Raw genomic sequence first — 23,980 nt, 5'->3', positions numbered from 1 at the left:
CCAGTTGAAAAGTACGTTAAAAAAAACACCTCTCAAATGCAGATAACTCTACATTCAAAAGGTGTTTTTTATTACAATACTTTGATTTTATCTAAATCAGCTTTATCAAGTACTGTCTTCATATATTCCATAATTTCTTCTCGCATTTCATCGCGTTGTAATGCGAATTCTAATGTTGTTTTAACGAATCCTAACGTTTCACCAACATCATAGCGGTCACCTTCAAAATCGTAAGCGAAAACGCGTTGAATTTGGTTTAATTGTTGGATAGCATCTGTTAATTGGATTTCTCCGCCTGCACCTGTTTGTTGATTTTCCAAGTACATGAAGATTTCTGGTGTTAACACGTAGCGACCCATGATTGCTAGATTAGAAGGTGCTGTTCCAGGAGCTGGTTTTTCAATAAAATTATTTACCTGGTATCTTCTTCCTTCGCTTTCACCTGGATCTACAATTCCGTAACGGTGTGTTTCATTATCTGGTACAGTTTGAACACCAATAACAGAAGCATGCGTTTCTTCATATTGGTCAATTAATTGTTTCAGGCATGGTGTATCGCTTTGTACGATATCGTCGCCAAGTAGAACAGCAAATGGCTCATCACCAATAAAGCTTTTCGCACACCAAACAGCATGTCCTAAACCTTTTGGCTCTTTTTGTCTAATATAATGAATATCTGCAAGATTTGAGGAATATTGAACTTTTTCAAGTAATTCAAATTTCTCTTTATCACGTAGATTCTGTTCTAATTCATGTGCGTAATCGAAGTGATCTTCAATCGCTCTCTTTCCCTTACCAGTAACGATAATAATATCTTCAATACCAGAAGCAATTGCTTCTTCTACGATATATTGAATAGTAGGCTTATCGACAATTGGTAACATTTCTTTCGGCATTGCTTTCGTTGCTGGCAAAAATCTAGTTCCTAGACCAGCGGCTGGTATGATCGCTTTTCTTACTTTTTTCAACTTATTTCCTCCTTTAGACAATTAACTTTATAATTATACCATTTTTTTGCTAAAAAGGGTTTTAAATACGAATTTCTTCTTTGTAAATTATTAGCAATGCTTAAAAATTTGTTCTATATAATATATATATAAAACAAAACAAGTATTAAAATGTTCTTAATAACGCACAACTATCATACCATTTTCTAGCATTTTTGAAAATAGTTTTATATGTATTTGTTAATAAACTTATCACTTTTTACATTTTTTTGTCAAATGTCCTTTTAACCATTTTAAGAATTGAATATTCAGAAAACTTGTTATTTTAGCATACAAAAAAAGAGCTGTAATGACAACCCTTTTTTTTCTACATTATTCGGGATAAACTTCTTTCTCTGTAACCCATTTGTGATTGGTTACCATTTCGCCACCTGTTGTTGGCTGGTAGTCTACCATATATACAGTTGTGTTCTCAGCAGATTCGATTATAGCCTTCGCGCCTTTCATTCCTTCCATATGATCTGCTTCTAGGGTAACCTCTGTTCCCTTCTCAAGCATTTCACTTCCAGCATCCTTTATTTCATCTTGGATAACCCATTTATGATGCTTGATCGGTTCTCCTCCTGTTGTTGGAGTGTAAGTAACCTGATAAGCAATCGTATCAAATGCATTTAACACCGTTGCTTCTGCACGATCCATCCCTTCCATATGATCTGCTTTTAAAACCACCTGACTACCTTCTTTATATGTTGGATCCGCTGCCGGTTCTAAGCCTTCGGGAATATCTGGTGAGCCAGTTTCTTGGTGCCCATGCTCGGATTGGTTTGACTGCGTTTGATTGTCGCTATTTTTTTCACCGGAGGAACAGCCATAAAACAATAACAATACGGTAAAAATTGCAGCGATATAAACATGTCTACTTTTCATTCTATTACCTCCTCTATTATGAATTCTTTCACTAAAGAGGAAATTTTAAACATTGGTCTATTTATTCGCTAAAGGTAATCGAATAGTAAAGGTTGTGCCAACACCATCTTCTGAAATGAAATCTATTTCGCCTTTATGCTCTGCAATAATGTTATAGCAAATTACTAACCCTAAACCTGTTCCTTTTTCTTTCGTCGTGTAAAAAGGTTCTCCCAGTTTATTCTTTATGTCATCAGGAATTCCCTTACCATTGTCGTTGATGGTGACAACAATCCATTTCCCATCAAGTTTTGCTTCCATATTGATGATGCCACCGTTTTCCATCGCTTCAATCGCATTTTTAACCAAATTGATAAAAACTTGTTTCATCTGATCAACATTACATAAAGCATGTAAATCATTATCATATGTATCTAAATTAATTACGACATTATCAAGATTTGCTTGTGATTGCATCAACGTATAAACATCTAGAAGAATTTTTCCGATGTTTATTTCTTTAATTTCTGACTTTGCTGGTTTTCCTAGAAACATTAACTCGCTCGCAATTGTTTCAATCCGATTGATTTCAATATCAAGGATTGGATAAATGTCTTTTAATTTCATTGCTCCTTGGTATGCAAGTTTTAGAAATCCTTTAATAGCGGTTAAGGGATTTCTAATTTCATGGGCAATACTTGCGGCCAATTGCCCAGCTATTCCTAGTTTTTCGTTCTTGATCTGCAGCTGTTGGTTCTCTTTTCTGACACTTATGTCTCGAGCTATAATAATGATTGTGGAACTTAAATCTTCAAAAAGGAACGGATAAGCTAACAGCTCCACCTCGACTACCTTTCCATTAGGTGTAATTAGCTCCATTTCGTATGGAGTTACTATTTCTTCCTGCCATATAAGCTCTTTCTTTTCTAAAAACTTTTCTAAAAAGTCTGGTTCCATAATTTCATAAGCAGATTTTCCGACAAGGTCTTCTGTATCAAGTAGTTTTACAGCTGCTTTATTAGCATACATAATAATATTGTTGGAAGTAATGAAGACAGCATCTAGCATATCTTCTACTAGACGGGAATAGTAGGTTTGTGCTAGTTGTAGATTGGCAATGGTCTCTTCGTATTTGCCATTTCTCACGAGGGGAGGAGACAAGATTTCCTTTTCATACCCATTGGATAATGTGAATTCTGTATCTGTCATCACATATGGATGGTGCTTTGCTAAATCAAAATAATTACTTGCAGATAACTCCGTCCCGTTATAGGCACATACCGTGTAATTCTGATAAGTTCTAATATACTTATCTACCTCATCCTCATATTGAAGCAATTTATCCATGATTTCCTCTTGCTTGAGGAGGACGGGTATTTTTCCCCAATAACGAATCGTTATATCTTTATTAAAAAAATAATCGGAATTAATGGAGCCATTGGTTGCTTCTAAAATACTACCTAAATAAAGCTCCCCATTTCGATAATAGACCTCTTCACTATCAATAAAATGAATCCGATCGATTTGCTCATTAAACAGTCCATGTTCTTCCAACTTCTTGATTATTAGTGGCCATATTTTCTTCTGATCTACTAAAACAACTATTTGCTCTAAAAGCAGACCGGTTTTTATGAAGGACGCTGCATTGGTTATGTATTTTTCTTCATTGCTTGTTATGTACATGATATGTGCGCCGCAAGTCAAATCGGAGAGATTTGTAAGAGCAATCTCTGGATGGTATCTTGTCTGAGGAGTATATACAGCCATTAAAAACCCCCTACTTTCTTTATAAGTTTAATATCCTTTTATTATAGCATGTAAATTTCCGACTATTTGGATGATTTTTTGTTTTTCTTAAAATTAAAGGACAGTCCTTCACTGCTTTAATACAGTGAGGGACTGTCCTTCCTTTTCTTATTCTTCGTATTCATACAATGTTGCACTTTCAATATAATTAACAAATCGACGAAGCTCTTTTGCCTGTTCTCGATTCATTTCCCCTTTTTCATACATTTTCTGAATCGTCGCTCGCTGTTGATCCACAATACCTAGACGCAATTCTTCTATTTGTTCCTGCAGCTTTTCATTAAATGATGCAGTTGGTTTTTCCCAACGATCGACCATGCGTCGGTACTCTAGAATAACGGTCTCTACTAGTTGTTTTTTCTCAGCAGATTCTTTCCATTTTTCTAAATAAGAAATGGCAGATTTCATCGAATCCAATAAAATTTCTTTGCTGATACGCATTTGTTCCCTTCGATCCAATTTGGTGCCACGTTGCTTTCGTGCAAAGCGTTTCCATCCTCTCATTGCCTTTCCAAATAAAAATTTGGTCCCTGCCTGCACGTTTGTGGAAAGTATTTCTTCTCGATAATCCAATGATTTTTCAAAGATCTCAAACACTTCTTCTGTGATTTTATCCTCCTTTAATAATTGATGCACATAGTTTCGCTCTTCCTTCAGTGCACGCAATCTTATTTCAACCATTGCATTGAAATTGGTTTCTTCTTCTTCTGTTCTTTCCACTTGATTTAACTGCCGAATGCGTCGTTTATATTCATCAATTAGTTCATAAGCCGCCGCACTATTTTCTTCATTCATTTCTAAATAGAGCTTATCAATCGTAGAGAACATAATCTTTTTCTTCGCTCTAATTAACAGATCCTCATCATCTATTTCCGCTGCTCCACTATTTTTACTAAGGTATGGCAAGAATATCGTTGCTGCAAGTAAGGTGAACAGGATCACACCTGCTGCTAGAAAGAGGATTAAGGAGCGTTCCGGAAATCCTTGTCCAGTATGGATGACAAATGGAATTGATAGCACCCCTGCCATTGTTACGGCTCCGCGAACTCCTGTCAAACTGACAAGCAAGGTATGCTTAATACTTGGCTTTTCGATTTCCTTCGTCTTATCTGTTTTAAATTCATAGATAGAAAATAAATAGGACCAGAAAAAGCGAATACTAAGAATCACGACACCAATTAAAATAACATATCCAATAATTAACCAGTTACTCAAAGAAGGATCTTCGACCGTATCTACAATAGAAGATGGAATATTTAAGCCTAATAGTAAAAATACAATCCCGTTGAGAATAAAAATAACGATAGACCAAATATTTTCCGTCAGAACCTGTTCCTCAGCAAGCATCGTCTCTGTTCTTTCACTTACTAATGAATGAATAATTCCCCCAACTACAACAGCAATAACCCCAGAGGCATGAAGCACTTCCTCTGCCACGATAAAGATTAAGAACGGCGTCAACACTTGTAATAAGGAGTGAAAGGTGACATCCTGTATCCCTTGTTTCCGCAATATAAAACGAATCATGATAATAAGAAGGCCTAAAACAAGACCTGCAACTGCCCCTATAAAGAACGTATAAGTAAAATCAGTAAGTGCCTCTGTAATCGAGAAATATCCAGTTACAACAGCAGCAACCGCATAATTAAATGCGACTAACCCAGAAGCATCATTAATAAGCGATTCCCCTCTTACAAGGTTGAGCACTCTTGCCGGTATATGAATTCGCTTGGCAATTCCATTTACTGCAACTGGATCTGTCGGGGACAGAATCGCTGCTAAAGCAAACGCTGCCGCTAACGGAATACTTGGAATGAGCCAATGAATAAAGTAGCCGCCGACTATTGTCGTCAGCAATACTAATATAATGGCATTTCCTAAAATAGAAGCTCGCATTTTCCACAGCTCTTCTCTTGGAAAATGCCTACCATCGTTGTAAAGCAATGGAGCAACGAATAAGAGCAAAAACCACTCCGCCTCCAATTCGAGCTCAAACTCAGAAAATAATAAGGCCATCAACACTCCAAACGCAATTTGCGTTAGCGCAGTTGGAATGGACGGAAGATAATGGCTAACAATATTAGAAATCAGTAAGCAAAGCAGTAATAAAATGATTGTAATTAATAACTCCATCTTGTTGTCTCCTTGAAAATTCTTTCTCTAGTTTCTCTCATTTTTATGTAGATTATGTTGTTTGGGCATTGTTTTGTAAATAGACTTATTCCGCTTAAAAAGAGATTCCCTAATTGGAATCTCTCAGTTTGTAGAAAACCCCTAATTTTTTAAAATAGAAGTTTGTATATAGCATATTTATTAGTCCCTTTGAATAGGGATGTTACTTTCCGCTCCAGGGGCTCGCGCTGAGCCGCTTCGGCCTTTAGCCTGCAGGATCTAAGCTGTCTCACTAATCCTACAGGAGTCTCACCCCTTCCACTCCAAGCAAGGCATAAAATTCCATTTAACTTTTCAAAAATCTTTTTGTCTACAAATTGAGAAATTCCTCAATTGGAATCTCCTTATTTGTTTAAACCGTAAATCTTTTTTATCCGTTTCAAATGATGACGTCCACGACCGATATTGACCGTGGATTCTCCGTTATTTGCGAACCTACTGTTGCTTTACATTACCCTTCTACTGGAGACTTAGGACCTGCTAATTCTAGCTGATAAAAAGCTAAATCTAACCATTTCTCAAATTTATAGCCTGCTTTTTTAATCGTGCCCGAATACGTAAATCCTAGTTTCTCATGAATGAAAATACTTCCTTTATTTGTGCTATCGATTCCAGCAATAAGGGTCGCATAGCCCTCTTCTTCTGCGCGTTCAATTAGTACTTTTAATAATTGAGTACCAATTCCTTTCTTTCTTGCTTCTTTATGGACATACACCGAATGCTCAATCGAATACTTATATGCTGGCCATGCCCGAAAAGGACCATATGTAGCAAATCCAAATACTTTTCCATCCTCTTCAAAAACAAAGAGAGGATACCCACCCTCCACTTTCTGGTCATACCATGCTTTTCTGTCTTCCAAAGAGTGTGCATGATAATCATATACGGCAGTCGTATGTAAGATTGCATCATTATATATTTCTAAAACCTCTCCTAAATCTGTTTCCTTCATCTCTCGGATCATCGCTTTATCCCCTTTTTTACTATTAAAAAAATTCTCTCTAATATACTAATCTTATTAAGTAAGATACCAAGTAGGGACGAAAAATGAAAGTATTTTCTATTAATTGCGGATATGAAAAAAAGATGTCCTGTTCAGACATCTCCATCCTATTTCTTATTATTGTAGCCTCTTTCACCAAATGGCTGTAATTTCTCCAACCACTTTTCCTCCAACTTTGCTAGCTCTTCTTTTTCATTATAATAAGGATCGTCTTTCGGCTTTAGCACTTCTACAATCTCAAATGAAAATGCGTCCTTCCCGTATTCCTTCCATTCTTCCACTAATTTCTTATTGGCATATCCGCCATTTTCCAGTGAAAATTTCACTCCATTAATTGTTTTAAAATTTCTCGTGCTAACAACACAAATTTTCCCGTTCTTACTATTCGTTATCGTATAAATACCAGCTTCAATCGGAATTTCTCTATACTGTTGTTTTAGCTCTTTTTTGCGGTCCATGTTATGTCTATCACCTTTCTATTATTTTTTTGTGTTCTCGTAAAGGTTGTTGCTGTTCCCCACAGCTTGAATAATTAATTTTCTATTGAAAAAACAAGATTCTTTTTGAAAAAAACTATTTTTTTAACCAATAAAGGCTTCCATCTGCTTTGCGATCAAGAAATCCGTATTCAATTAAATATCTTCTTATCAGAACATAATCATCATAAATAGTCTTTAAAAGCTGATTTAATTCCTTTTCGGAATAGCTCTCTTGCTCTTCTAAATACTTGGATATTTCACGGAGAACAATTAATTTTTGCTTTTGCTTGATTGGAAATTTACTCAAAACCCCATCCTTGAAATATTTAGCTGTTATGCTTTCCTGTTCTTCTTCCGTAATATTGTATCTATCGTCTACCATTGTGGCTGTTTTATGAACAGGAACAAAGCTAGGCGCATGATTATCCTTTTCCTTCATTAACTCCATAATCGCCAGAAAATTTCTCGCTTGCCTTTCCTTTTCCTTAAGAGCAAAGCGATGATGCCGAATGGTTGAAGCACTTCCAATTGCCAGCGCTTTTTTCACTTCTTCATCACTTTTCCCATGATAAAATAGCTCCAGCAATTTAGTCTGATGCTCCGTTAACCCTGTCATCTTTTTATCTAAGCTAAGTAAATAATGAAAAACAGATTGATGAGCATCTTTTATGTGGTGCTGCATGAACTTTTCCGCTTCATATAATGTTCCATCTTGTGGATAGATAATACCTTTCTCTATCTGCTCCCCACATAAAAGACAAAGATAGGAATCCTGTTCATCAATATAGCCCTTTTTTAATTCATCAATCGTTGCATTTTGAAAATAAGATGAAATCTCCATAAAACAAACACCTCGTTTATATGTTTGTTATTTTACAAACAAATATTATTTATGTCAGTTAAATAATAAACTTTTTTTGGTTAACCGTCAATGTTTAGGGAGATTTTGTTTGTTTTGATGGTAGTAAGCTGGGAGGAATCTGTGCGGGATGAACGCTACTTTTTCGTTTGATTCTCTGCTTTTTGGCGTTCATCTAAGCGATGAACACCACTTTTCTCCTGTTTCCTCTGCTTTTTGGCTTTCATCCACTTAATGAACGCCACTTTTCTCCTGCTTCCTTTACTTTTTGGCGTTCAGCCACTTAATGAACGCCACTTTTCTCCTGCTTTCTCTACTTTTTGGCGTTCAGCCACTTAATGAACGCCACCTTTCTACTGCCTCCTCTGCTTTTTGGCTTTCATCCACTCGATGAACACCACTTTTCTCCTGCTTCCTCAACTTTTTGGCGTTCATCCACTTAATGAACGCCACTTTTCTCTTATCTCCTTTGCTTTTTGGTTTTCATCCACTTGATGAAAACCACTTTTCTCCTGCTTCCTCTACTTTTCGGTTTTCATCCACTTAATGAACGCCACTTTTCTCTTATCTCCTTTGCTTTTTGGTTTTCATCCACTTGATGAAAACCACTTTTCTCCTATCTCCTTTGCTTTTTGGCGTTCATCCACTTGATGAACGCCACTTTTCTCCTGCCTCCTCTACTTTTGGCTTTCATTCACTTGATGAACACTACTTTTCTCCTGCCTCTTCTGCTTTTTGGTGTTCATCTTCACCCCCTAACTCCTCCTCTAGCAATCTCCCAATAGACTTTCCAAAATAAGTATATTACCATGTAAGAAAACAGTATTTATGGAGGAGTAAAATTTGAATATTCTTTGGGATTTTGATGGTACGTTATTTGATACATATCCTGCTTATACAGATATTCTTTATACAGTATTGGGAGAAAAGATGGCTAAGGCAGCTATTTATAAAGAGTTGAAAGTTTCTTTCTCCCATGCAATTGAGTATTTTCACTTAACAGAAGAGCAACGAAATGAGATTAAGCAGATGAATAAAGGAATTGTTGTTAGTGAAGTGAGGCCTTTTCCTGGTGTAGAGGAAATTTTAAAGGCTGCGGAAACAAATGTGATTATGACACATAAAGTGAAACTTCCATCAGTGGGGGTTTCCTTCCTCCCCCACTGATGGTTAGTTGAACCAATCGGACCTTTACGGACAGTTGATCTCCCACCTAGCTTCCTCGTATTCCCATAAGCTTGAGGGGGGGAGTCTTACTGTCCGTTAAGAGTGGGACAAAAGTCATGAGGGTGTAATGAAGTTTTTGCGGTATTATGGATGGGAGAACTATTTTGCGGAAATTGTTACTTTAGCGAATGGCTTTCCCAGAAAGCCGGCAGTAAATTTTTATCAATATTTACATACAAAATATTCAATTGACTTAGCCATTGGGGATCGGGAACTGGATTTAATTCCAGCAAAGGAATTAGGAATCCCCACCTGTATGTTCCAAAACCAGTGTGATTTTGCTGACTTTTCTCTCGCAAACTATACTGAATTTTTTACCGTATACCCGATGACAAAGGGGTGAGGATTATTTTTAAAAGAAAATTAATCGCTGCTAGTTTTACTTGTTCTCTTTATACGATACTGCTTGGATTATTAGTACCAGATTTAATTGATAGCAAGGCAACATATTTTCAATCGGTAATAACAAGTATTTCCATCTACTTTCTTTATACGATACCAGCAATCTTTGTTTATGGTCTGTTCACTTCTTTTGTAAGTGATAAGATTGGGGAATTGTTTGCGCGGAAAACAGGGGAAAATAATTTCGCTTGGCACATTTCTTTATTGCTCCATCTATTATTTGGGTCTGTCCTTCTTTTTATTAGTTTGCCGGCTGCTTTGCTATTTTACCTCATTGATCGGCTGCTTCGAAAAAAAGACCGTTTCTTCACCTGGACACATAGTCTGTTATCTATTGCATTGCCTATTTTCCTTTGGCTTTTAACAATGGTAAATGAATGGTTTTCCATTTTTTAAAAAGGGCATTCCAATGAAAACTCGGAATGCTCCTCACTCTTTCTTCAACACTACTTCCACAATCTCTGGTCGGTTAAAAATTCTTTGGGGAATAATGCTATTTCCTAAACCTCTATTAACGATCATTACCGTTTCTTTGTTTTTATACATACCTGCTGTATATTTCGGCACGAATCCTTGATCTGGCGCAATTATACCACCGATAAAAGGCAGTCTTACTTGGCCGCCATGTGCATGGCCAGTTAACACTAGATCGATATTTTCATAGAGGGAAAATAATTCAGGTCGATGGGAGAGCAACAGATTAAAATGTTCCTCTTGTGATAAGCTATCTACTATTCTAGACAGCTCTTGTTCTCCTGACAAAAAAGCAGGATCATCCACCCCCATGATATTTATCGTCTCTCCACCTATATGGAACAAGGTCTGTTCATTTCTTAATACTTGAACGCCGGTTTGCTCTAATTTCTCTTCTAACGAAGGAAATTTTCCTGACCATGATTCATGATTTCCTGTAACATAATACGCCGGAGCTAGTTCAACCAGTTTTTCCATTAGTGTCATGCTTTTCTGTTCGTCATATTTTTTTGAATCCACTAGATCTCCAGTAAAAACAATGAGATCCGGATCTAGCTGTTTTACACGATTTACTAACCGCTTTTGGTTTTTTCCAAACTGCTTGCTATGCAGATCCGATAACTGCACTATTTTTAACGAATCCCCTATTTTTGGGGATGAGAGAGTGAAAGTGGAGGTAGTCAGACTATTATTTTGATAGAAAGAAAAAAACAGACAGATGCCTATTAATAGGCTAATAATTAACATTCTTTTTTTCACTTACATCACTCTTTCTCCCATTTCACCTCAAAACCGCCCTGCAATCCATCTCCGGTAACAATGAGCTTATAAGTTTCTGTTTTTTTAGCTTCAAAGGTTAAAATGGTCTTCTCTTCATTACTTAAACCAATTCTACGGTTTTTTTCGTCTATTAAGTAGTAGCCAAAGCCACCACCATTACGATTGGTAAAATCAATATGGACGGTAACATTTTCCCCTTTTTTGGCTTTAATCGGAACCTCTTCCTCCCCATTAAAATAAGCAAAATATGCTTCATAGGATTGTTCGCCTCTTATGGTATTCCATTCCTTTTTTACAGTGAAATCAGGAATTGTTAGCAAGAGGAAGAAAATCGGTGTAATAGCAAATGTCCATTTAAACCAGCTTACTTTTGCTGCGATTTTAATCCCTATGTAAAATAATAACGCGCTAATTAAACCAGAAGTTGCCGCAAATAGAGGGAAAACATTCCAAACTATCGGCAGAAAAAGACAAAGGCCAGCTAAAATATACAAACATACCTCTAGCTTTGGAAAATATTTAACTATCCAGTCAATCAACATCGAAAGAAGAATCCCAAAACCAAAAAAACCTATCCAAAAGAATGGATTTTTAATTTCATGAGAAAATAAATATAAATCAAAACTTGATAGAAAAAGATAGGAAAAAAAGATTGATGCCGCAAAACCTGCTCCTGCTAGTTTTATTAAGGCATATTGTATTCCCCTACGGATATTCTGACTATCTACCATATTTGTTCCTCCCAAAGGATAGTTACTAACATTCTATCAAAATAAGGAAATGAATTGTTAAAAACTTGAAAAATAAGCAGGTGATATAAAGTGAAACTTCCAGTGGGGGGTTCCTTCATCCCCCACCTTTAGTTAGTTGAGCCAATCGGACCTTGTCGATTTCCCACCTTTCTTCTTCATATTCTCATAAGCTTGAGGGGGAATCTTACTGTCCGTTAAGACTGGGATAAAATCAATTATTGTTTTATATGCTTTTAGTAAATAGATGATTCCTATTTCATTTGCATTCTCGGTTAAAATCATAACAAGTGGGTCATACTTATGTTATGTATCTTTTCGGGAGTGAAATATATGATGTGGTTTCCTTATCTTTATCTCCTTTTGACTCTAATCATCCTTTTGTTCATGCCAAAGCGCCTGACAAAAGTAGAAATATATGTAACATGGTTTGTGGTCGCTTTAATTAATTTAAGCTCGGACCTCATCTTAAGTTTTGTCTTCCATATGTATGAGTTAGGACCAAAAGGAGTACAGCTTTCTGTTCATTTTATTGAACTAACACTTGGTGCCACTCATGGAATAATTTATTTGAATTTTATGCCCCAGCACTTCAAAAGCTATATCCCCTATTTTTGCGCTTGGCTCGTTTACTCTGTTCTTTTGGAGTATCTCCTGCTTTACTTCGAATTCCTTACTTATAGCGGATGGCACTTATGGTATTCAGGAATTTATTATGCATTTGCCTTACTTTATACAAGATGGCATTTAACCTTTATTCGCAGTGAGAAACAAGGTTAATGGGGAGCGAAGCGAGGTACCTTTACAACCAACCATTCCGCTTCGCTTTCGCAATGGCTTCCATTCGATTTTTTGCTTCTAATTTGCTGATTGCTTCGGAGATGTAATTGCGAATTGTTCCAGATGATAAAAAAAGTGTTGCAGCAATCTCCTTTACTGACTTCCCTTTTTCAATTAGTATTAATATTTCTCTTTCCCGCTTTGATAATGGGTTTTCTTTTCCGATACTGCCAAAAATTAATTCAGAAGCGAATTCTCTTTTTCCATTCATAATATTTCGAATTGCTTCCGCTAATTCTTCACTTGGACCATCTTTTAATAAATAGCCATGGACATTCGCGTTTAGGGCTCTTTCAAAATATCCTGGTCGTGCAAATGTGGTTAAAATAACAACTTTACAAGGAGATTTCAGCTTCTTCAATTCCTCTGCGACATCAAGGCCGCTTTTTATCGGCATTTCAATATCTAATAAGCAAACATCTGGGTTATGCTCTTTAATAAGGGTTAATGCTTGTTCACCATTTTCTGCTTGGCCGACGACTTCTAAATCTTCTTCAAAGTTAAGCAGTGTTCCTAAAGCTCCTCTAAGCATGCGTTGGTCTTCTGAGATGATAATTCGAATCACCATATTTCCTCCTTTCGTCTTTCCTTTCGAATGATTGGAACAACGATGTGAAGGGTTGTTCCATTACTGGATGAAATTCTCCATTTTCCGTCTACTAGCTCCAGTCTTTCTTGCATTCCCAATAGTCCATTTCCCTCATTCCGTCCCTCTTCCAAGCCTTTTCCATTATCCTGAACAATAAGTTCAATTGTCCCTATATGTTGTTGAATTGCTACTTTGCTGGTTGTTGCAGCACTGTGCTTAACAATATTGGTAACAGCTTCTTTTAAACAAAGACTAATAATATTCTGTGATAAAAGCGGCACTTCGCTATCTTTCATGTCGATTGTAATTTCTGTATTAATCCCTGCTGCTTCCAAAGTTGTTTGCACCTCTATTATTGCTTCTCGAATAGTAATTGCCCGCATGTCAGACACTAGCTCACGAACTTGTTTTAAAGCTGCCCTAGAAATTCCTTCCATTTCTTTCGCTTCTTTAATTGCGCTTTCTGGTTGGGGATAGACCATTTTTCCAACGAGCTGGCTCTTTAATGTCAGGAGCGATAAAGTGTGGCCGAGCGTATCATGCAAATCGCGGGCAATTCTCATGCGTTCTTCTTTTTTAACTAAATAACTAATTTGTTCATTCGCTAAATCCAACTGCCTTTCTAAATCCATACGACGATTCATGGAGCGGATTCCAAAAGGAGAAATCAGCATAATAAGAAAGAAGGGAATCAAAAAGATCAGGGAATTAGGGTTGATATCCTTCCAACTGATTCCAATTGGGATTAGTAAAGAGAGGACAAACAGACTGTAAAAATAATAGAAATATTTTTTCCCAGAATAATATCCGATGAAATTTGCAGGGAAATACCCCATAAATAATAGATTAGGATCATAAAAGATACTAAAAATCATGACAAGCAAAATTTGAATAACAAGCCAATAATTAAATCGATTCTCTTCTATACTGCTGTATAATTGTCGGTATGACAGAAGAAATACAAGTACAAGAAGAAATCCGACTATTTGCTTAATCCCCTCTTCCTTCATCACCTGCATAATCGGAAGGAGTACATATACTAAAAAGATATAAGGAAAAAAGCCATATCTTCTCGGAAAAAGCTCGAACCTCTTCTTGGTATCCATCTTTCTCCTACACCGCCTCTCGTTTTTTTCCAATATAAGTTGATAATACCATAAATAGAAGGAGGTACCCGATAATCATCAGATAATTAAAAAAAGAGGGGGACTGGTTCCTAATTATTTCCCATGCTCCGTTTGCAAAATGATAGGAAGGAACCCATTTTGCCACTTGCTGCATGAAGGATGGAAATACCTCGATTGGCATCCACATTCCCCCTGTTATGGCCATAGTCATATAGATAAGATTACTAATTCCTGAAGCAGTTTCTACTTTTTTAATGGTACCAATAATTGTTCCAAGCGCCAAAAACGGCAGTGATCCAAATAATATCCAAAGACCACAAAGCATCCACTGAGAAAAAGTTAGGCTAACATTATTAATGAGGATCCCAGCGGTAAAGATAACAAGGATGGAAAATAGATGAATCACTGTTTGTGCTATCATTTTTGCACCATAATAAACGAATTGGGATAGTGGAGTAATTTGTAAATAAATTGTCCAGCCTTCTGCTTTTTCCTGCACGATTTTAATTCCTAAGGTCATAATACTAGAACCCATAATACTAAAGGTCGTCATCGACATTAAATAATGAAGATTCCATAATGCCTCATCATCTCGAGGTGCTGTGAAAATATTTGTAAATAAAAAATAGAAAAGGACGGGAACAAGCAAGGACCAAAAAATATAATATTTGTTTCGAAGCATTCGTATGATTTCTACTTTACTTTGCATCCAAAAAGATTTCATTGCCTACCTCCTTCTTCTCTCCCAATAGCTGTGAAAAAACCTCTTCTAATCGACCTAGCTTTACTTCAATATGGTAGATATTTAGTTGCCTATCAAAGATTTCTTTTAAGAGTTGATCCGAGTTTTTAGCAACAATTGTTACTTTATCCTTCTCTTTCTGCACATCCTCAACAAAGGGAAAATTCTGATAGAAATCTAATGTATAAGGGGTTCGTTCTTGGAACATAACTCTTGGCTTTGTTAGCTTTTCCTTTAGATGTGCTGGCGTACCGTCGCCTACAACCTCACCTTTATTTATCATGATTATTCTCCCCGCTACTTCATCTGCCTCTTGCAAGTAATGGGTTGTAAAAAGGATTGTTTTTCCTTGCCTGTTTAGTTCCTTCATTTTTTTCCAAAACTGTTCTCTTGATGTTACATCCATGCCAACGGTTGGCTCATCCAAAAACAGCAAATCAGGATTACCTGCTAGTGCCAGCGCAAAGTTTAGTCGTCTTTTTTGGCCACCGGAGAGCTTTTCTGTCCGTTGATTCCAGTCTTCTTCTTGAAGTCCTGTTAGTTCCAACAAGGTAGTCAATTCAATGGGATTTTGATAATAGCTTTGAATTAATTGAATCAGCTCTCTTACCTTTAAACTATCCATTACACTGACTTCTTGAAGCATTCCACCAATCTTTTCTAACACTTCCTTTTGTCTTGGATTCTTTTGAAAAAGGGAGACAGTTCCTCGTGTAGGCTTCATTAAGCCTAGCAGCATCCGCATCGTCGTCGTTTTCCCTGCTCCATTCGCTCCTAAGATCGCTACCATTTCCCCTTGTTTAATCGAAAAAGAAACGTCCTTTACTGCTTTCTTCTGCTGAAATTCTTTCGTTACGTTCCTTAACTCTACAATCGTTTGCAATTTCTCCACCTCCAAGCTTCTATCTTTATTTTAGCTAGCAGCAGGAGAACTGATTAGTCGCAGATGTCAGGAATCTCGGATGACAAATGTCATTTTTTTTAAGAAAACTTCTCTCGATGGGGGTCTTACTACCAGTTAAAAGTGGGACAAAAAAATTTTTAGAAACTTACATTGAATTTTCATGCGTTGCTTGGAGTGGAAGGGGTGAGACTCCTGTGGGATTAGCGAGACAGCTTAGACCCTGCAGGCCAAAGGCAGACCGCGGCTAAGCGCGAGCCCCACGGAAAGCGAACCCCTGGAGCGGAAAGCAACATCCCTATTCAAAGGGACTAATAAATATACTATTCAGAAGTTTGACTACAGTCTGAAATGTTCTGGCTAATCACCAGAACATTTTTTATCTTATTCTTCTGTTGTCATTATGAAAAATTCTACATCATTAGCATTCTTAAATGCAGAGATTCTGCGAAAACCAAACTTTTCATATAAAGCGATGGCTCGATTATTAAAAGTTGCAACGGTGAGACGCAAAGGATGTTCCGTCTCTATAGAATCGAGGATACATTGCATAAAGCTGGTTCCCTGACCTTGTCCGGTTAAATCAGGGCGCATGCCTAAACCAATATCAAGGTATCCTTCTGGGTATGCTTGAAAAAGGTAGCCGATCGGAACCTGGGCAGCATAGCCTGTGCAATAGAATCCCACTAACTCTCCATTATGTTCAATTGCATAATAGGGATTTTCTGCGAACTCTTGCAACGATTCCTCTGTCACTTCACTATTATATAAATCGTAAGGAGCGGGATAAGTCCAGCTAAGAATTTCCCTCGTTGCTTGCTCTGTCATCTTTTGTATAGAAAAGTCCATTACCTATTCTCCTCTATGTGTTTATTTCGAGTGAACCCCAAATATCTCGTTCCTTGAAATTGCAGTTCCCCGCTGTCTCCTTCTACCAGCATGCCATATTCTTCTCCTTTTAGTTGAAATTCGGTGCGATCTCCACTGGGAAATTCAAAGGTTATATAATAGTTGCTATACGAGCTACTTTCCCCACCACCATGTACACTCGTTCTTTTCGTAACCACTTTAGCGGGTGTAGAAAGTAGTGGCTGCTGATTGTTTTTATTCCATTTCATAATTGAACTGATGATAGCAAAAATAAAAAGACCAATAATAATAACAAATACCACAAAGATGAAAATCGGTCCAATCGTGAACATGATATCATCCCCACCTGTATAAAAATCTTCCATATAAATTGTTCCCTTCTAAAAGTATTTTCGCCTTGATTTCCATATAGCCTTTATTACGCTCCCATTTAGGAAAAAGTTTCAACTTGTAGCTGTTGATTTTCTACATTCTTTGTTATTTCAATAAATTTAAATGTAAAATTAAATAATCTTATATTTAAAATCTAATTTATTTATTTTTTCAACTATTAAATTGACTTTTTAATATAATTTATTAATCTAACATAGAAAGGAGGTAGGCATTAATATGAATTATCCAGTTATTAATGATTGTCCTGTCTGTCATCACGAACTCCATGTAACAAAGCTAGAATGTAGTCATTGCCATACAACGATTGAAAATCGCTTTCATCTTTCCAAATGGCATTCTTTTTCAGATGAGCAAATGCATTTTATTGAAACATTTATCCTTTCACGAGGAAGCATTAAAGAAGTAGAAAAAAAACTTGGTATTTCTTATCCAACTGTTCGAGGAAAGCTGGATGATATTATTCGGATTATGACAGGCGAAGGGGAAGAAACAGAGAGACAACCAAGTAAAATTAGTACGGAAAGAAGAGCGGATATTCTAGAAAAGCTAGAAAATAATGAAATAACAGCAGAGGAAGCCATCCAATTAATGAAGAACATTTAAGGAGGATATGAAACATGAATGATGAATTGAAACGAATTTTAACAATGGTTGAAAACGGAAAACTAACATCTGATCAAGCAACGACACTTATCGATTCAATGGAGGAAAAAACGGAAAAGAAAACCTTGCTTGAAGATAGCCCTTATCTAAATCGCCTACTTAAAGTACGAATCCAATCGGAAACAAATGATAATATTAACGTTAATGTTCCAATTAGACTAGTAAAAGTACTGCTTCAAACCGGAATAGGTATCGCGGCAAAAATCCCCCAAGCCAAACCTATACGGAAAATATCGATGTGGAATTATTATTAACTGCCATTGATAGCGAATTAGTCGGCGAAATTGTTAATGCCAAATTAGCGAACGGTGACAGCATCAATGTGTATGTGGAATAGTGGAGTGAAACTATGGTAAAGGTAACTGTCCAGACAGAAAAACATAAACGTTATTACATCATTCTCCCTACTTTTCTGTTAAGTACTTTTATTAATTTCGCCTTTTCAAAACGGTTATGGAAATTTATTCACAACCGAACGAAGGAGCAAACAGCCGTGGCCATCTATAGGAACGCTAGTGATATAAAATTTTTATTAAAAATGTTGAGTAAAGAGCTTAAATACACTTCTCTGTCTGAGCCACTTGTTGATATTTGCCTAAAAGACGGAACTTATGTAAAGGTGACGATCACATGAAATGTGCACTTCTCCTTAAAAAGAAAAAATCTAGTGCTCGCAACACTAGATTTGTGTGAAACCTTTATTTGTTTTTAGCTAAAACACCTTTCCTACACTCGTTTGTTTAAGGGAAGGTGCTCTTTTCTTACTATAGCACAGGTCGAAATATTTGTGAATTACTCATGCGGTGCGCCAGGTGGATAGAAACTTGGCGGCATTTTAATCCATCCATGTTCCCTCATTCTCGTTTTAAGCTCCATCCCATAAATACTTTTTTCTGTATGGAAACGAATCCACATTAAGCCAACGTCGCTACGAACACTTTGCGTGATATTTGTGGAACACATAACAATATTGCCTGTTACTTTGGCAGCTAGTAAGTTTGCTATTTCCATATCGGTAGATTTCGCCCCTAAAGGAATGGCATTTGGATCAGATTTTGGTTTAGATTCAGCAGAGCTGGAAAGAGGCACGCCTTCATTTATCATGAATTCCTCTAGGTTGTTTCGCTGTTCTGTTTCTAATTCTCTTGCTTCATTAATCAATTTAATTAAAACATTGTCTGTTGTTGTATTAAGAGCCATTTCAAGTACAGGAATTTCATCCGCTATTGCAGCTTGATATGTCCAGCAACCCATCGCCTCTCCAATATGAAGTAGCGGCTTCGGTTCAGAGTCAAATCTCGTCTTAATATAGTCGAGAAATGCTTCCATTTTATGTGCCATGATGTACACCTCTTCGTGTTTTTACCTATAATGTTTACAATTAAATGGAAGTTTATTCAAGATAAAACTATTTAGAGCAATCGATACGTAAAAAGGATATCTTTTTTCGCACCTGATGGAGCACATTTTTAGATGTTAAGGCTAATAGCTGTTGACTCTGTTGATTTTATTTATAGTTTTGGCGCTTTACTTGTGGCTTTTATTCTTTTACTTGCGACTTTCGCACTTTTACTTGCGACTTTCACCCGCTTACTTGCGACTTTCACCCGCTTACTTGCGACTCCCACCCTTTTACTTGCGACTCTCACCCTTTTACTTGCGACTCCACCATTTTTACTTGCGACTCTCTCCATCTCCAACTTTCCTTCTCCTTAACGCGACACCCCAATTTGCTTTCTTACTTCTTGTAAAAATGGCAGTGTTCGAGCTCTTGCTTTTTCCGCTCCTTTTCGGAGAAGCTCATCTATTTTTTCAGGATTATCCATTAACTCCTTGTATTTCTTGCGTGGTTCTTCTAAGAATCGATTCATGACTTGGAACAATTCCTTTTTCACTTCTCCCCATCCGACTCCATTTTCGTATCTTTGGCGCATTTGCTCTACTTCTTCAGCACTTGCAAATTCCTTATACAAAGTAAACAAGATAGACGTCTCCGTCTCTTTTGGTGCTTCTGGTGGGAGAGAATCGGTTTTGATTTTATTAATAAGCTTTTGTAACTTTACTGGCTCTTCAAAAAGAGGAATTGTATTATGATAACTTTTGCTCATTTTTCGACCATCCAAGCCTGGCAAGATACTAGTTTCTTCATCCACTATATATTCCGGTAGCACAAAAGTTTCCCCATAATGATGATTAAAGCTGTCGGCAATATCTCGCGCAATTTCAACATGCTGGATTTGATCTTTTCCTACAGGTACCATATTGGCTTGAAAAGCAAGAATATCGGCTGCCATGAGGATTGGGTACGTAAACAGTCCCATGTTTACGCCATCATCAACCTCTTTTCCTGCTTGTTTATTGCTGTCGACGATTCCTTTATAAGCATGTGCGCGATTCATCAACCCTTTTGGAGAAAAACAAGCTAATATCCAATTCAATTCAAAGATTTCCGGTACGTCGGACTGCCGATAAAGGATTACTTTTTCCGGATCTAACCCAAGAGCTAACCATGTTGCTGCCACCCCATAGGTTAACGTTCGAAACTCTTCGCGATCGTGAATTTTCGTTAAACCATGATAATCTGCAATAAAATAAGCTGCCTGATAATCACTGTTTTCCGCTAGTTGCAAAGCAGGTTTAATTGCCCCTATATAGTTTCCTAAATGTATTTGTCCAGTTGGTTTAATACCAGTTAAAACTATTTTTCCCATCTGCTTATCCTCCCTTTTATAAAACACAAAAAGGGCCACTCATCCTATAAAAAGGACGAGTAACCCCGTGGTGCCACCTTCATTCGTTTATTTCACATAAACGCACTTAATCCGTACAGAAACATAGCTGTTCCGATACTTTGTCTTTTTTAACGGTAAGACGTTCCGCGCAGCCTACTAGTGGGTTCAGCCTTGTAGCTCAGAAGCCCATTCAGCAATCAATCCGTACTGATTCGCACCACCCATCAGCTCTCTGAAACCTCTTAACTGCTTACTCTTCTTCCTCATCGCTCATTAATATTACATATATAGTAAATTATAAGATTAAAAAGGTCAAGAGATGCTTACATATTCTTATCTTTTAGAAGGATATTATGAATAAGAACCTAAAAAAATCCAGATGGCAGCGAAGCCACTGAATGACTTAAAAACGTTGAAAGTATCGCCATTTATTTAAAAATGAGGATTATGTTACAAAAAATATTTTCAAAAGAAAATAAATTATCCTCTTGTTTTTCTGAACTTTATCTGTTAGTATCTTTTACAAGTTAGCGCTAACGAAAAATTTTACTAATTATACCTTTTAAATATATATGCTTTGATTGGAATCAGTAGTGCCTATTTCCCTGTTATTAGAGAGTCAATGGTTGGTGCAAATTGACACAAAAATAGGGGCGAATTACCTCCAGGAGCATTCTTTGTGAAAGAGTTTACTCGATTAGCAGAGAACGGATGAGCCGTTACCCATAATGAGTGTTGAATAGCTATATATTCTTCAATTAGGGTGGTACCACGTGCTTAAAAGCAACCACGTCCCTTGTTTAGGGGCGTGGTTTTTTTTTACAGTTTTTCTAAAGTCAATTTGGTGTCTAGCTCCAGCGCCTACCACCTAGCAAACTTCAGGTCACCTCCCAGGTTGCTAGGTGGTGAACAAGGAGCTTGCGCCTTTCTTACAAACCAATTCAACGAAAGGAGAAAGAAAGATGAGTCCATTTATTGAACAGTTAACTACAGACCAAGAAAAAGAAATGAAGAGGCAACTTGATGTTTATCGTCAAGGCGTGCAAGATATTATTCCGACGGAAGAACTAGCAGAAAAAATCGCTAAGTCACTTGTGACAAATACCCCGTTAAAAGTAAAGCTCGGCCTTGATCCATCTGCTCCAGATGTTCATCTCGGCCATACAGTTGTACTGAATAAACTGCGCCAATTCCAAGAAAACGGGCATACGATTCAATTAATCATCGGTGATTTCACCGGCAAAATTGGTGATCCAACTGGAAAATCTTCTGCTAGAAAACAGCTGACAGATGAAGAAGTGAAGGAGAATGCGAAAACTTATTTTGAGCAATTCGGCAAAGTACTGGACATGGAAAAGGTCGAGCTTCATTACAACTCTAAATGGCTCTCTTCCCTTTCCTTTGAAGATGTCATTCAACTTGCTGGAAAAATAACCGTTGCCCGCTTGCTAGAACGGGATGATTTTGAAGAGCGGTTAGCATATGGAAAATCGATTTCCTTGCATGAATTCTTCTACCCACTGATGCAAGGCTATGATTCCGTGATATTAGAGGCAGATATTGAACTTGGCGGTACAGATCAGCATTTTAATATTCTCATGGGACGTCACTACCAAGAAAAGTTTGGAAAAGAAAAGCAAATTGCGATATTAATGCCCCTGTTAGAGGGATTAGACGGTGTTGAAAAAATGTCTAAGTCAAAGCATAACTATATTGGCATTGACGAAAGCCCAAATGAAATGTACGGAAAAGCAATGTCCATCCCTGATCCATTAATGAGCAAATACTTTGAGCTTATTACAGACTTAGAACCTGCTGAAATTGCCCAAATTAAAAAGGATTTGCATGCTGGGTCTCTTCATCCTAGAGATGCTAAAATGCTGCTAGCAAGAACAATCGTCCGTATGTACCATAGCAAAGAAGCGGCAGAAAAAGCGGAACAGCAATTCATTACTATTTTTCAAAAAGGAGCTTTACCTGAGGATATTCCAACCGTCCAGTGGACTGGCAACAATCCTGAATCACTTGTCCAGCTGCTAGTAGACGTTAATCTATTACCCTCAAAAAGTGAAGCAAAAAGGATGATTCAAAACGGCGGTGTTCGCATCGATGGAGAGAAAATCGAAGAAGTAGATCTTGAAGTTACGATCAACAAGGAATTAATTATTCAAGTAGGGAAAAGAAAGTTTGTAAAACTGCTTGGCTAATCACTGAAAATGGGCTAGCTGCTAGCCCATTTCCTTTTATGAACTTACTGTCTCGCCTCCATTTACGTGAAGAACTTGCCCTGTTACAAACCGGGAATCATCAGAAGCTAAATATACAAAGGTCGGTGCCAATTCGAATGGCTGTGCTGCTCTTTGCATTGGATTAGCAGAACCAAAGATTGCTACTTGATCAGAGGAGAAGCTCGCTGGAATTAATGGTGTCCATGTGCGTCCTGGCGCTACTGCATTCACACGAATTCCTTCTTTGACAACACTTCTGGCGAGGGATCTTGTGAAACCAACATTTGCTGCTTTTGTGGCAACATAATCAATGAGCAGCGGTTCCCCTGCGTAAGCAACGACGGAAGCTGTATTAATAATGCTACTTCCCGGCTTTAAATGGGGAAGGGCCGCTCTTGTTGTGTAAAAATGGGAGTAAATATTAACCTTAAATGTATCATCAAATTGTTCATCGGTAATATCCGTTAATTTCGCCTGTTGAAATTGTATACCGACATGGTTACAAAGAATATCTAGTTTTCCAAATGTCTTTACCGTTTTCTCCACAATATCGATACACTGTTTTTTCTTGCGCAAATCACCTGGCAGCAATAGACAATGTTGCCCTAATTCTTCGACCCTGTTTTTTGTCCGATTGGCATCCTCATGCTCATCTAAATAGGCGATTGCTACATCAGCTCCTTCTTTCGCAAAAGCAATCGCAACTGCTGCACCAATACCACTATCTCCCCCTGTTATTAAGGCTACTTTCCCTTTCAGCTTTCCACTTCCTATGTAGTGGTCATTTTCAATAATTGGTTTTGGAACCATATAACTTTCTAATCCTGGCTGACGGAGCTGTCTATTTTCAGGAAAATTAATCGGAATTTCCTCATACTTTGTCACTTTTCCATAATTCGGATAAAGCGGATACGGATCTGTCTGCTTATTTGCTTCAAATAACGCCTGCACTTCTTTTAGCTCGATGTACTTTTCAGATTGGTGATTTCTGGGCTCTACTAATTCATAATAAGCTTGTGGCACTTGAAACATTGGATCTCTCGGATCATGCGGATAAAAGGACATACTAATCCCTCCATTAATAGTAGTAA

At 37.3% G+C, this 23,980-nt stretch carries 26 protein-coding genes, 1 pseudogene and 2 other annotated features; of the genes and pseudogenes, 7 read left to right on the top strand and 20 right to left on the bottom strand.

Annotated features, from left to right (window positions below; genetic code table 11):
- Positions 1-71 precede the first annotated feature (71 nt).
- The 8 genes from galU to NST60_RS13520 all read right to left on the bottom strand — a co-directional run bounded on the left by galU (position 72) and on the right by NST60_RS13520 (position 8,625).
- Positions 72-968 (bottom strand): UTP--glucose-1-phosphate uridylyltransferase GalU, encoded by an 897-nt coding sequence (galU, locus tag NST60_RS13555; protein WP_016203353.1) that lies wholly within the window; start codon positions 966-968, stop codon positions 72-74.
- Between the two features lie 351 nt (positions 969-1,319).
- A complete protein-coding gene (locus NST60_RS13550; protein WP_016203354.1) occupies positions 1,320-1,874 on the bottom strand; it encodes a YdhK family protein in 555 nt (184 codons plus the stop codon).
- 57 nt (positions 1,875-1,931) lie between these two features.
- Complete coding sequence (locus NST60_RS13545; RefSeq protein WP_224427338.1) at positions 1,932-3,620, bottom strand: ATP-binding protein; 1,689 nt, start codon at positions 3,618-3,620, stop codon at positions 1,932-1,934.
- A gap of 147 nt (positions 3,621-3,767) precedes the next feature.
- On the bottom strand, positions 3,768-5,792 hold the full coding sequence (locus tag NST60_RS13540; protein WP_224427339.1) for a Na+/H+ antiporter: 2,025 nt from the start codon (positions 5,790-5,792) through the stop codon (positions 3,768-3,770).
- A gap of 490 nt (positions 5,793-6,282) precedes the next feature.
- Entirely contained in the window at positions 6,283-6,795 is a 513-nt protein-coding gene (locus tag NST60_RS13535; RefSeq protein ID WP_169189364.1) for a GNAT family N-acetyltransferase, read from the bottom strand.
- 146 nt (positions 6,796-6,941) lie between these two features.
- Complete coding sequence (locus NST60_RS13530; RefSeq protein ID WP_016203358.1) at positions 6,942-7,292, bottom strand: GIY-YIG nuclease family protein; 351 nt, start codon at positions 7,290-7,292, stop codon at positions 6,942-6,944.
- Between the two features lie 115 nt (positions 7,293-7,407).
- Positions 7,408-8,154, bottom strand: coding sequence for a DUF2087 domain-containing protein (locus NST60_RS13525; protein ID WP_016203359.1), 747 nt, complete (start codon positions 8,152-8,154; stop codon positions 7,408-7,410).
- Between the two features lie 345 nt (positions 8,155-8,499).
- Positions 8,500-8,625 carry a hypothetical protein gene (locus tag NST60_RS13520; protein ID WP_263479743.1) on the bottom strand — a complete coding sequence of 42 codons (126 nt, stop codon included), beginning with the start codon at positions 8,623-8,625 and terminating at the stop codon, positions 8,500-8,502.
- Between the two features lie 390 nt (positions 8,626-9,015).
- On the opposite strand from NST60_RS13520, the gene NST60_RS13515 reads away from it, so the two are divergent.
- The 3 genes and pseudogenes from NST60_RS13515 (at position 9,016) to NST60_RS13505 (ending at position 10,197) form a co-directional block, all read left to right on the top strand.
- Positions 9,016-9,339, top strand: coding sequence for an HAD hydrolase-like protein (locus NST60_RS13515; RefSeq protein ID WP_224427341.1), 324 nt, complete (start codon positions 9,016-9,018; stop codon positions 9,337-9,339).
- Between the two features lie 109 nt (positions 9,340-9,448).
- Positions 9,449-9,742 (top strand): annotated as a pseudogene (locus tag NST60_RS13510) (HAD hydrolase-like protein); the annotation flags it as partial.
- Complete coding sequence (locus NST60_RS13505) at positions 9,739-10,197, top strand: hypothetical protein (RefSeq protein ID WP_016203362.1); 459 nt, start codon at positions 9,739-9,741, stop codon at positions 10,195-10,197. The pseudogene NST60_RS13510 and the gene NST60_RS13505, both read left to right, overlap by 4 nt.
- A gap of 33 nt (positions 10,198-10,230) precedes the next feature.
- Here NST60_RS13505 and NST60_RS13500 read toward each other — a convergent pair whose 3' ends face one another.
- The 8 genes from NST60_RS13500 to NST60_RS13465 form a co-directional block, all read right to left on the bottom strand.
- Positions 10,231-11,022 carry a metallophosphoesterase gene (locus NST60_RS13500; protein WP_224427368.1) on the bottom strand — a complete coding sequence of 264 codons (792 nt, stop codon included), beginning with the start codon at positions 11,020-11,022 and terminating at the stop codon, positions 10,231-10,233.
- A gap of 17 nt (positions 11,023-11,039) precedes the next feature.
- Positions 11,040-11,786 carry a Yip1 family protein gene (locus NST60_RS13495; RefSeq protein WP_341098969.1) on the bottom strand — a complete coding sequence of 249 codons (747 nt, stop codon included), beginning with the start codon at positions 11,784-11,786 and terminating at the stop codon, positions 11,040-11,042.
- Positions 11,787-12,606: 820 nt separating this feature from the next.
- Positions 12,607-13,209, bottom strand: a complete 603-nt coding sequence (locus tag NST60_RS13490; RefSeq protein WP_016203366.1) for a response regulator transcription factor — start codon at positions 13,207-13,209, stop codon at positions 12,607-12,609.
- Positions 13,206-14,339 (bottom strand): sensor histidine kinase, encoded by a 1,134-nt coding sequence (locus NST60_RS13485; RefSeq protein ID WP_016203367.1) that lies wholly within the window; start codon positions 14,337-14,339, stop codon positions 13,206-13,208. Before NST60_RS13485 ends, NST60_RS13490 begins: the two co-directional genes overlap by 4 nt.
- A gap of 7 nt (positions 14,340-14,346) precedes the next feature.
- Positions 14,347-15,084: an ABC transporter permease gene (locus NST60_RS13480; protein ID WP_212118025.1), complete on the bottom strand. Its 738-nt coding sequence runs from the start codon at positions 15,082-15,084 to the stop codon at positions 14,347-14,349.
- Positions 15,059-15,994, bottom strand: coding sequence for an ABC transporter ATP-binding protein (locus tag NST60_RS13475; RefSeq protein WP_411955772.1), 936 nt, complete (start codon positions 15,992-15,994; stop codon positions 15,059-15,061). The genes NST60_RS13480 and NST60_RS13475 overlap by 26 nt, the downstream gene beginning before the upstream one ends.
- Positions 15,995-16,387: 393 nt before the next feature.
- Complete coding sequence (locus NST60_RS13470; RefSeq protein WP_169189369.1) at positions 16,388-16,852, bottom strand: GNAT family N-acetyltransferase; 465 nt, start codon at positions 16,850-16,852, stop codon at positions 16,388-16,390.
- On the bottom strand, positions 16,852-17,238 hold the full coding sequence (locus NST60_RS13465; protein WP_016203371.1) for a DUF2500 domain-containing protein: 387 nt from the start codon (positions 17,236-17,238) through the stop codon (positions 16,852-16,854). The genes NST60_RS13470 and NST60_RS13465 overlap by 1 nt, the downstream gene beginning before the upstream one ends.
- A gap of 244 nt (positions 17,239-17,482) precedes the next feature.
- On the opposite strand from NST60_RS13465, the gene NST60_RS13460 reads away from it, so the two are divergent.
- The 3 genes from NST60_RS13460 (at position 17,483) to NST60_RS13450 (ending at position 18,563) form a co-directional block, all read left to right on the top strand.
- The gene (locus NST60_RS13460) at positions 17,483-17,869 is read left to right on the top strand and encodes a DUF2089 domain-containing protein (protein ID WP_224427347.1); all 387 of its coding nucleotides are present in this window, start codon (positions 17,483-17,485) and stop codon (positions 17,867-17,869) included.
- Between the two features lie 14 nt (positions 17,870-17,883).
- Entirely contained in the window at positions 17,884-18,183 is a 300-nt protein-coding gene (locus tag NST60_RS13455) for an SHOCT-like domain-containing protein (RefSeq protein WP_224427348.1), read from the top strand.
- Between the two features lie 95 nt (positions 18,184-18,278).
- Positions 18,279-18,563 carry a hypothetical protein gene (locus NST60_RS13450; protein ID WP_016203374.1) on the top strand — a complete coding sequence of 95 codons (285 nt, stop codon included), beginning with the start codon at positions 18,279-18,281 and terminating at the stop codon, positions 18,561-18,563.
- A 158-nt stretch (positions 18,564-18,721) separates the two neighbouring features.
- On the opposite strand, the gene NST60_RS13445 is transcribed toward NST60_RS13450, so the two are convergent.
- The 3 genes from NST60_RS13445 to NST60_RS13435 form a co-directional block, all read right to left on the bottom strand.
- Complete coding sequence (locus NST60_RS13445) at positions 18,722-19,270, bottom strand: DUF3231 family protein (protein ID WP_341098962.1); 549 nt, start codon at positions 19,268-19,270, stop codon at positions 18,722-18,724.
- A 170-nt stretch (positions 19,271-19,440) separates the two neighbouring features.
- Positions 19,441-19,629, bottom strand: coding sequence for a hypothetical protein (locus NST60_RS13440; protein ID WP_341098960.1), 189 nt, complete (start codon positions 19,627-19,629; stop codon positions 19,441-19,443).
- Positions 19,630-19,641: 12 nt separating this feature from the next.
- Entirely contained in the window at positions 19,642-20,640 is a 999-nt protein-coding gene (locus tag NST60_RS13435; protein WP_341098959.1) for a tryptophan--tRNA ligase, read from the bottom strand.
- A gap of 48 nt (positions 20,641-20,688) precedes the next feature.
- Positions 20,689-20,937: a binding site (T-box leader), on the bottom strand.
- A 292-nt stretch (positions 20,938-21,229) separates the two neighbouring features.
- Positions 21,230-21,461, top strand: a binding site (T-box leader).
- Positions 21,462-21,623: 162 nt separating this feature from the next.
- On the opposite strand from NST60_RS13435, the gene tyrS reads away from it, so the two are divergent.
- Entirely contained in the window at positions 21,624-22,868 is a 1,245-nt protein-coding gene (gene tyrS, locus NST60_RS13430) for a tyrosine--tRNA ligase (RefSeq protein ID WP_016203377.1), read from the top strand.
- Positions 22,869-22,904: 36 nt separating this feature from the next.
- Here the strand turns inward: tyrS and NST60_RS13425 are convergent, their stop codons facing one another.
- Positions 22,905-23,954 (bottom strand): SDR family oxidoreductase, encoded by a 1,050-nt coding sequence (locus NST60_RS13425; protein WP_407939845.1) that lies wholly within the window; start codon positions 23,952-23,954, stop codon positions 22,905-22,907.
- Positions 23,955-23,980: the final 26 nt, after the last annotated feature.

Source organism: Niallia sp. FSL W8-1348, from assembly GCF_038006745.1.
In the GTDB taxonomy this organism is placed as follows: domain Bacteria; phylum Bacillota; class Bacilli; order Bacillales; family Cytobacillaceae; genus Niallia; species Niallia alba.
The sequence above is the reverse complement of the archived record's forward strand: the minus strand, read 5'-3'. Positions and strand labels throughout refer to the sequence as shown.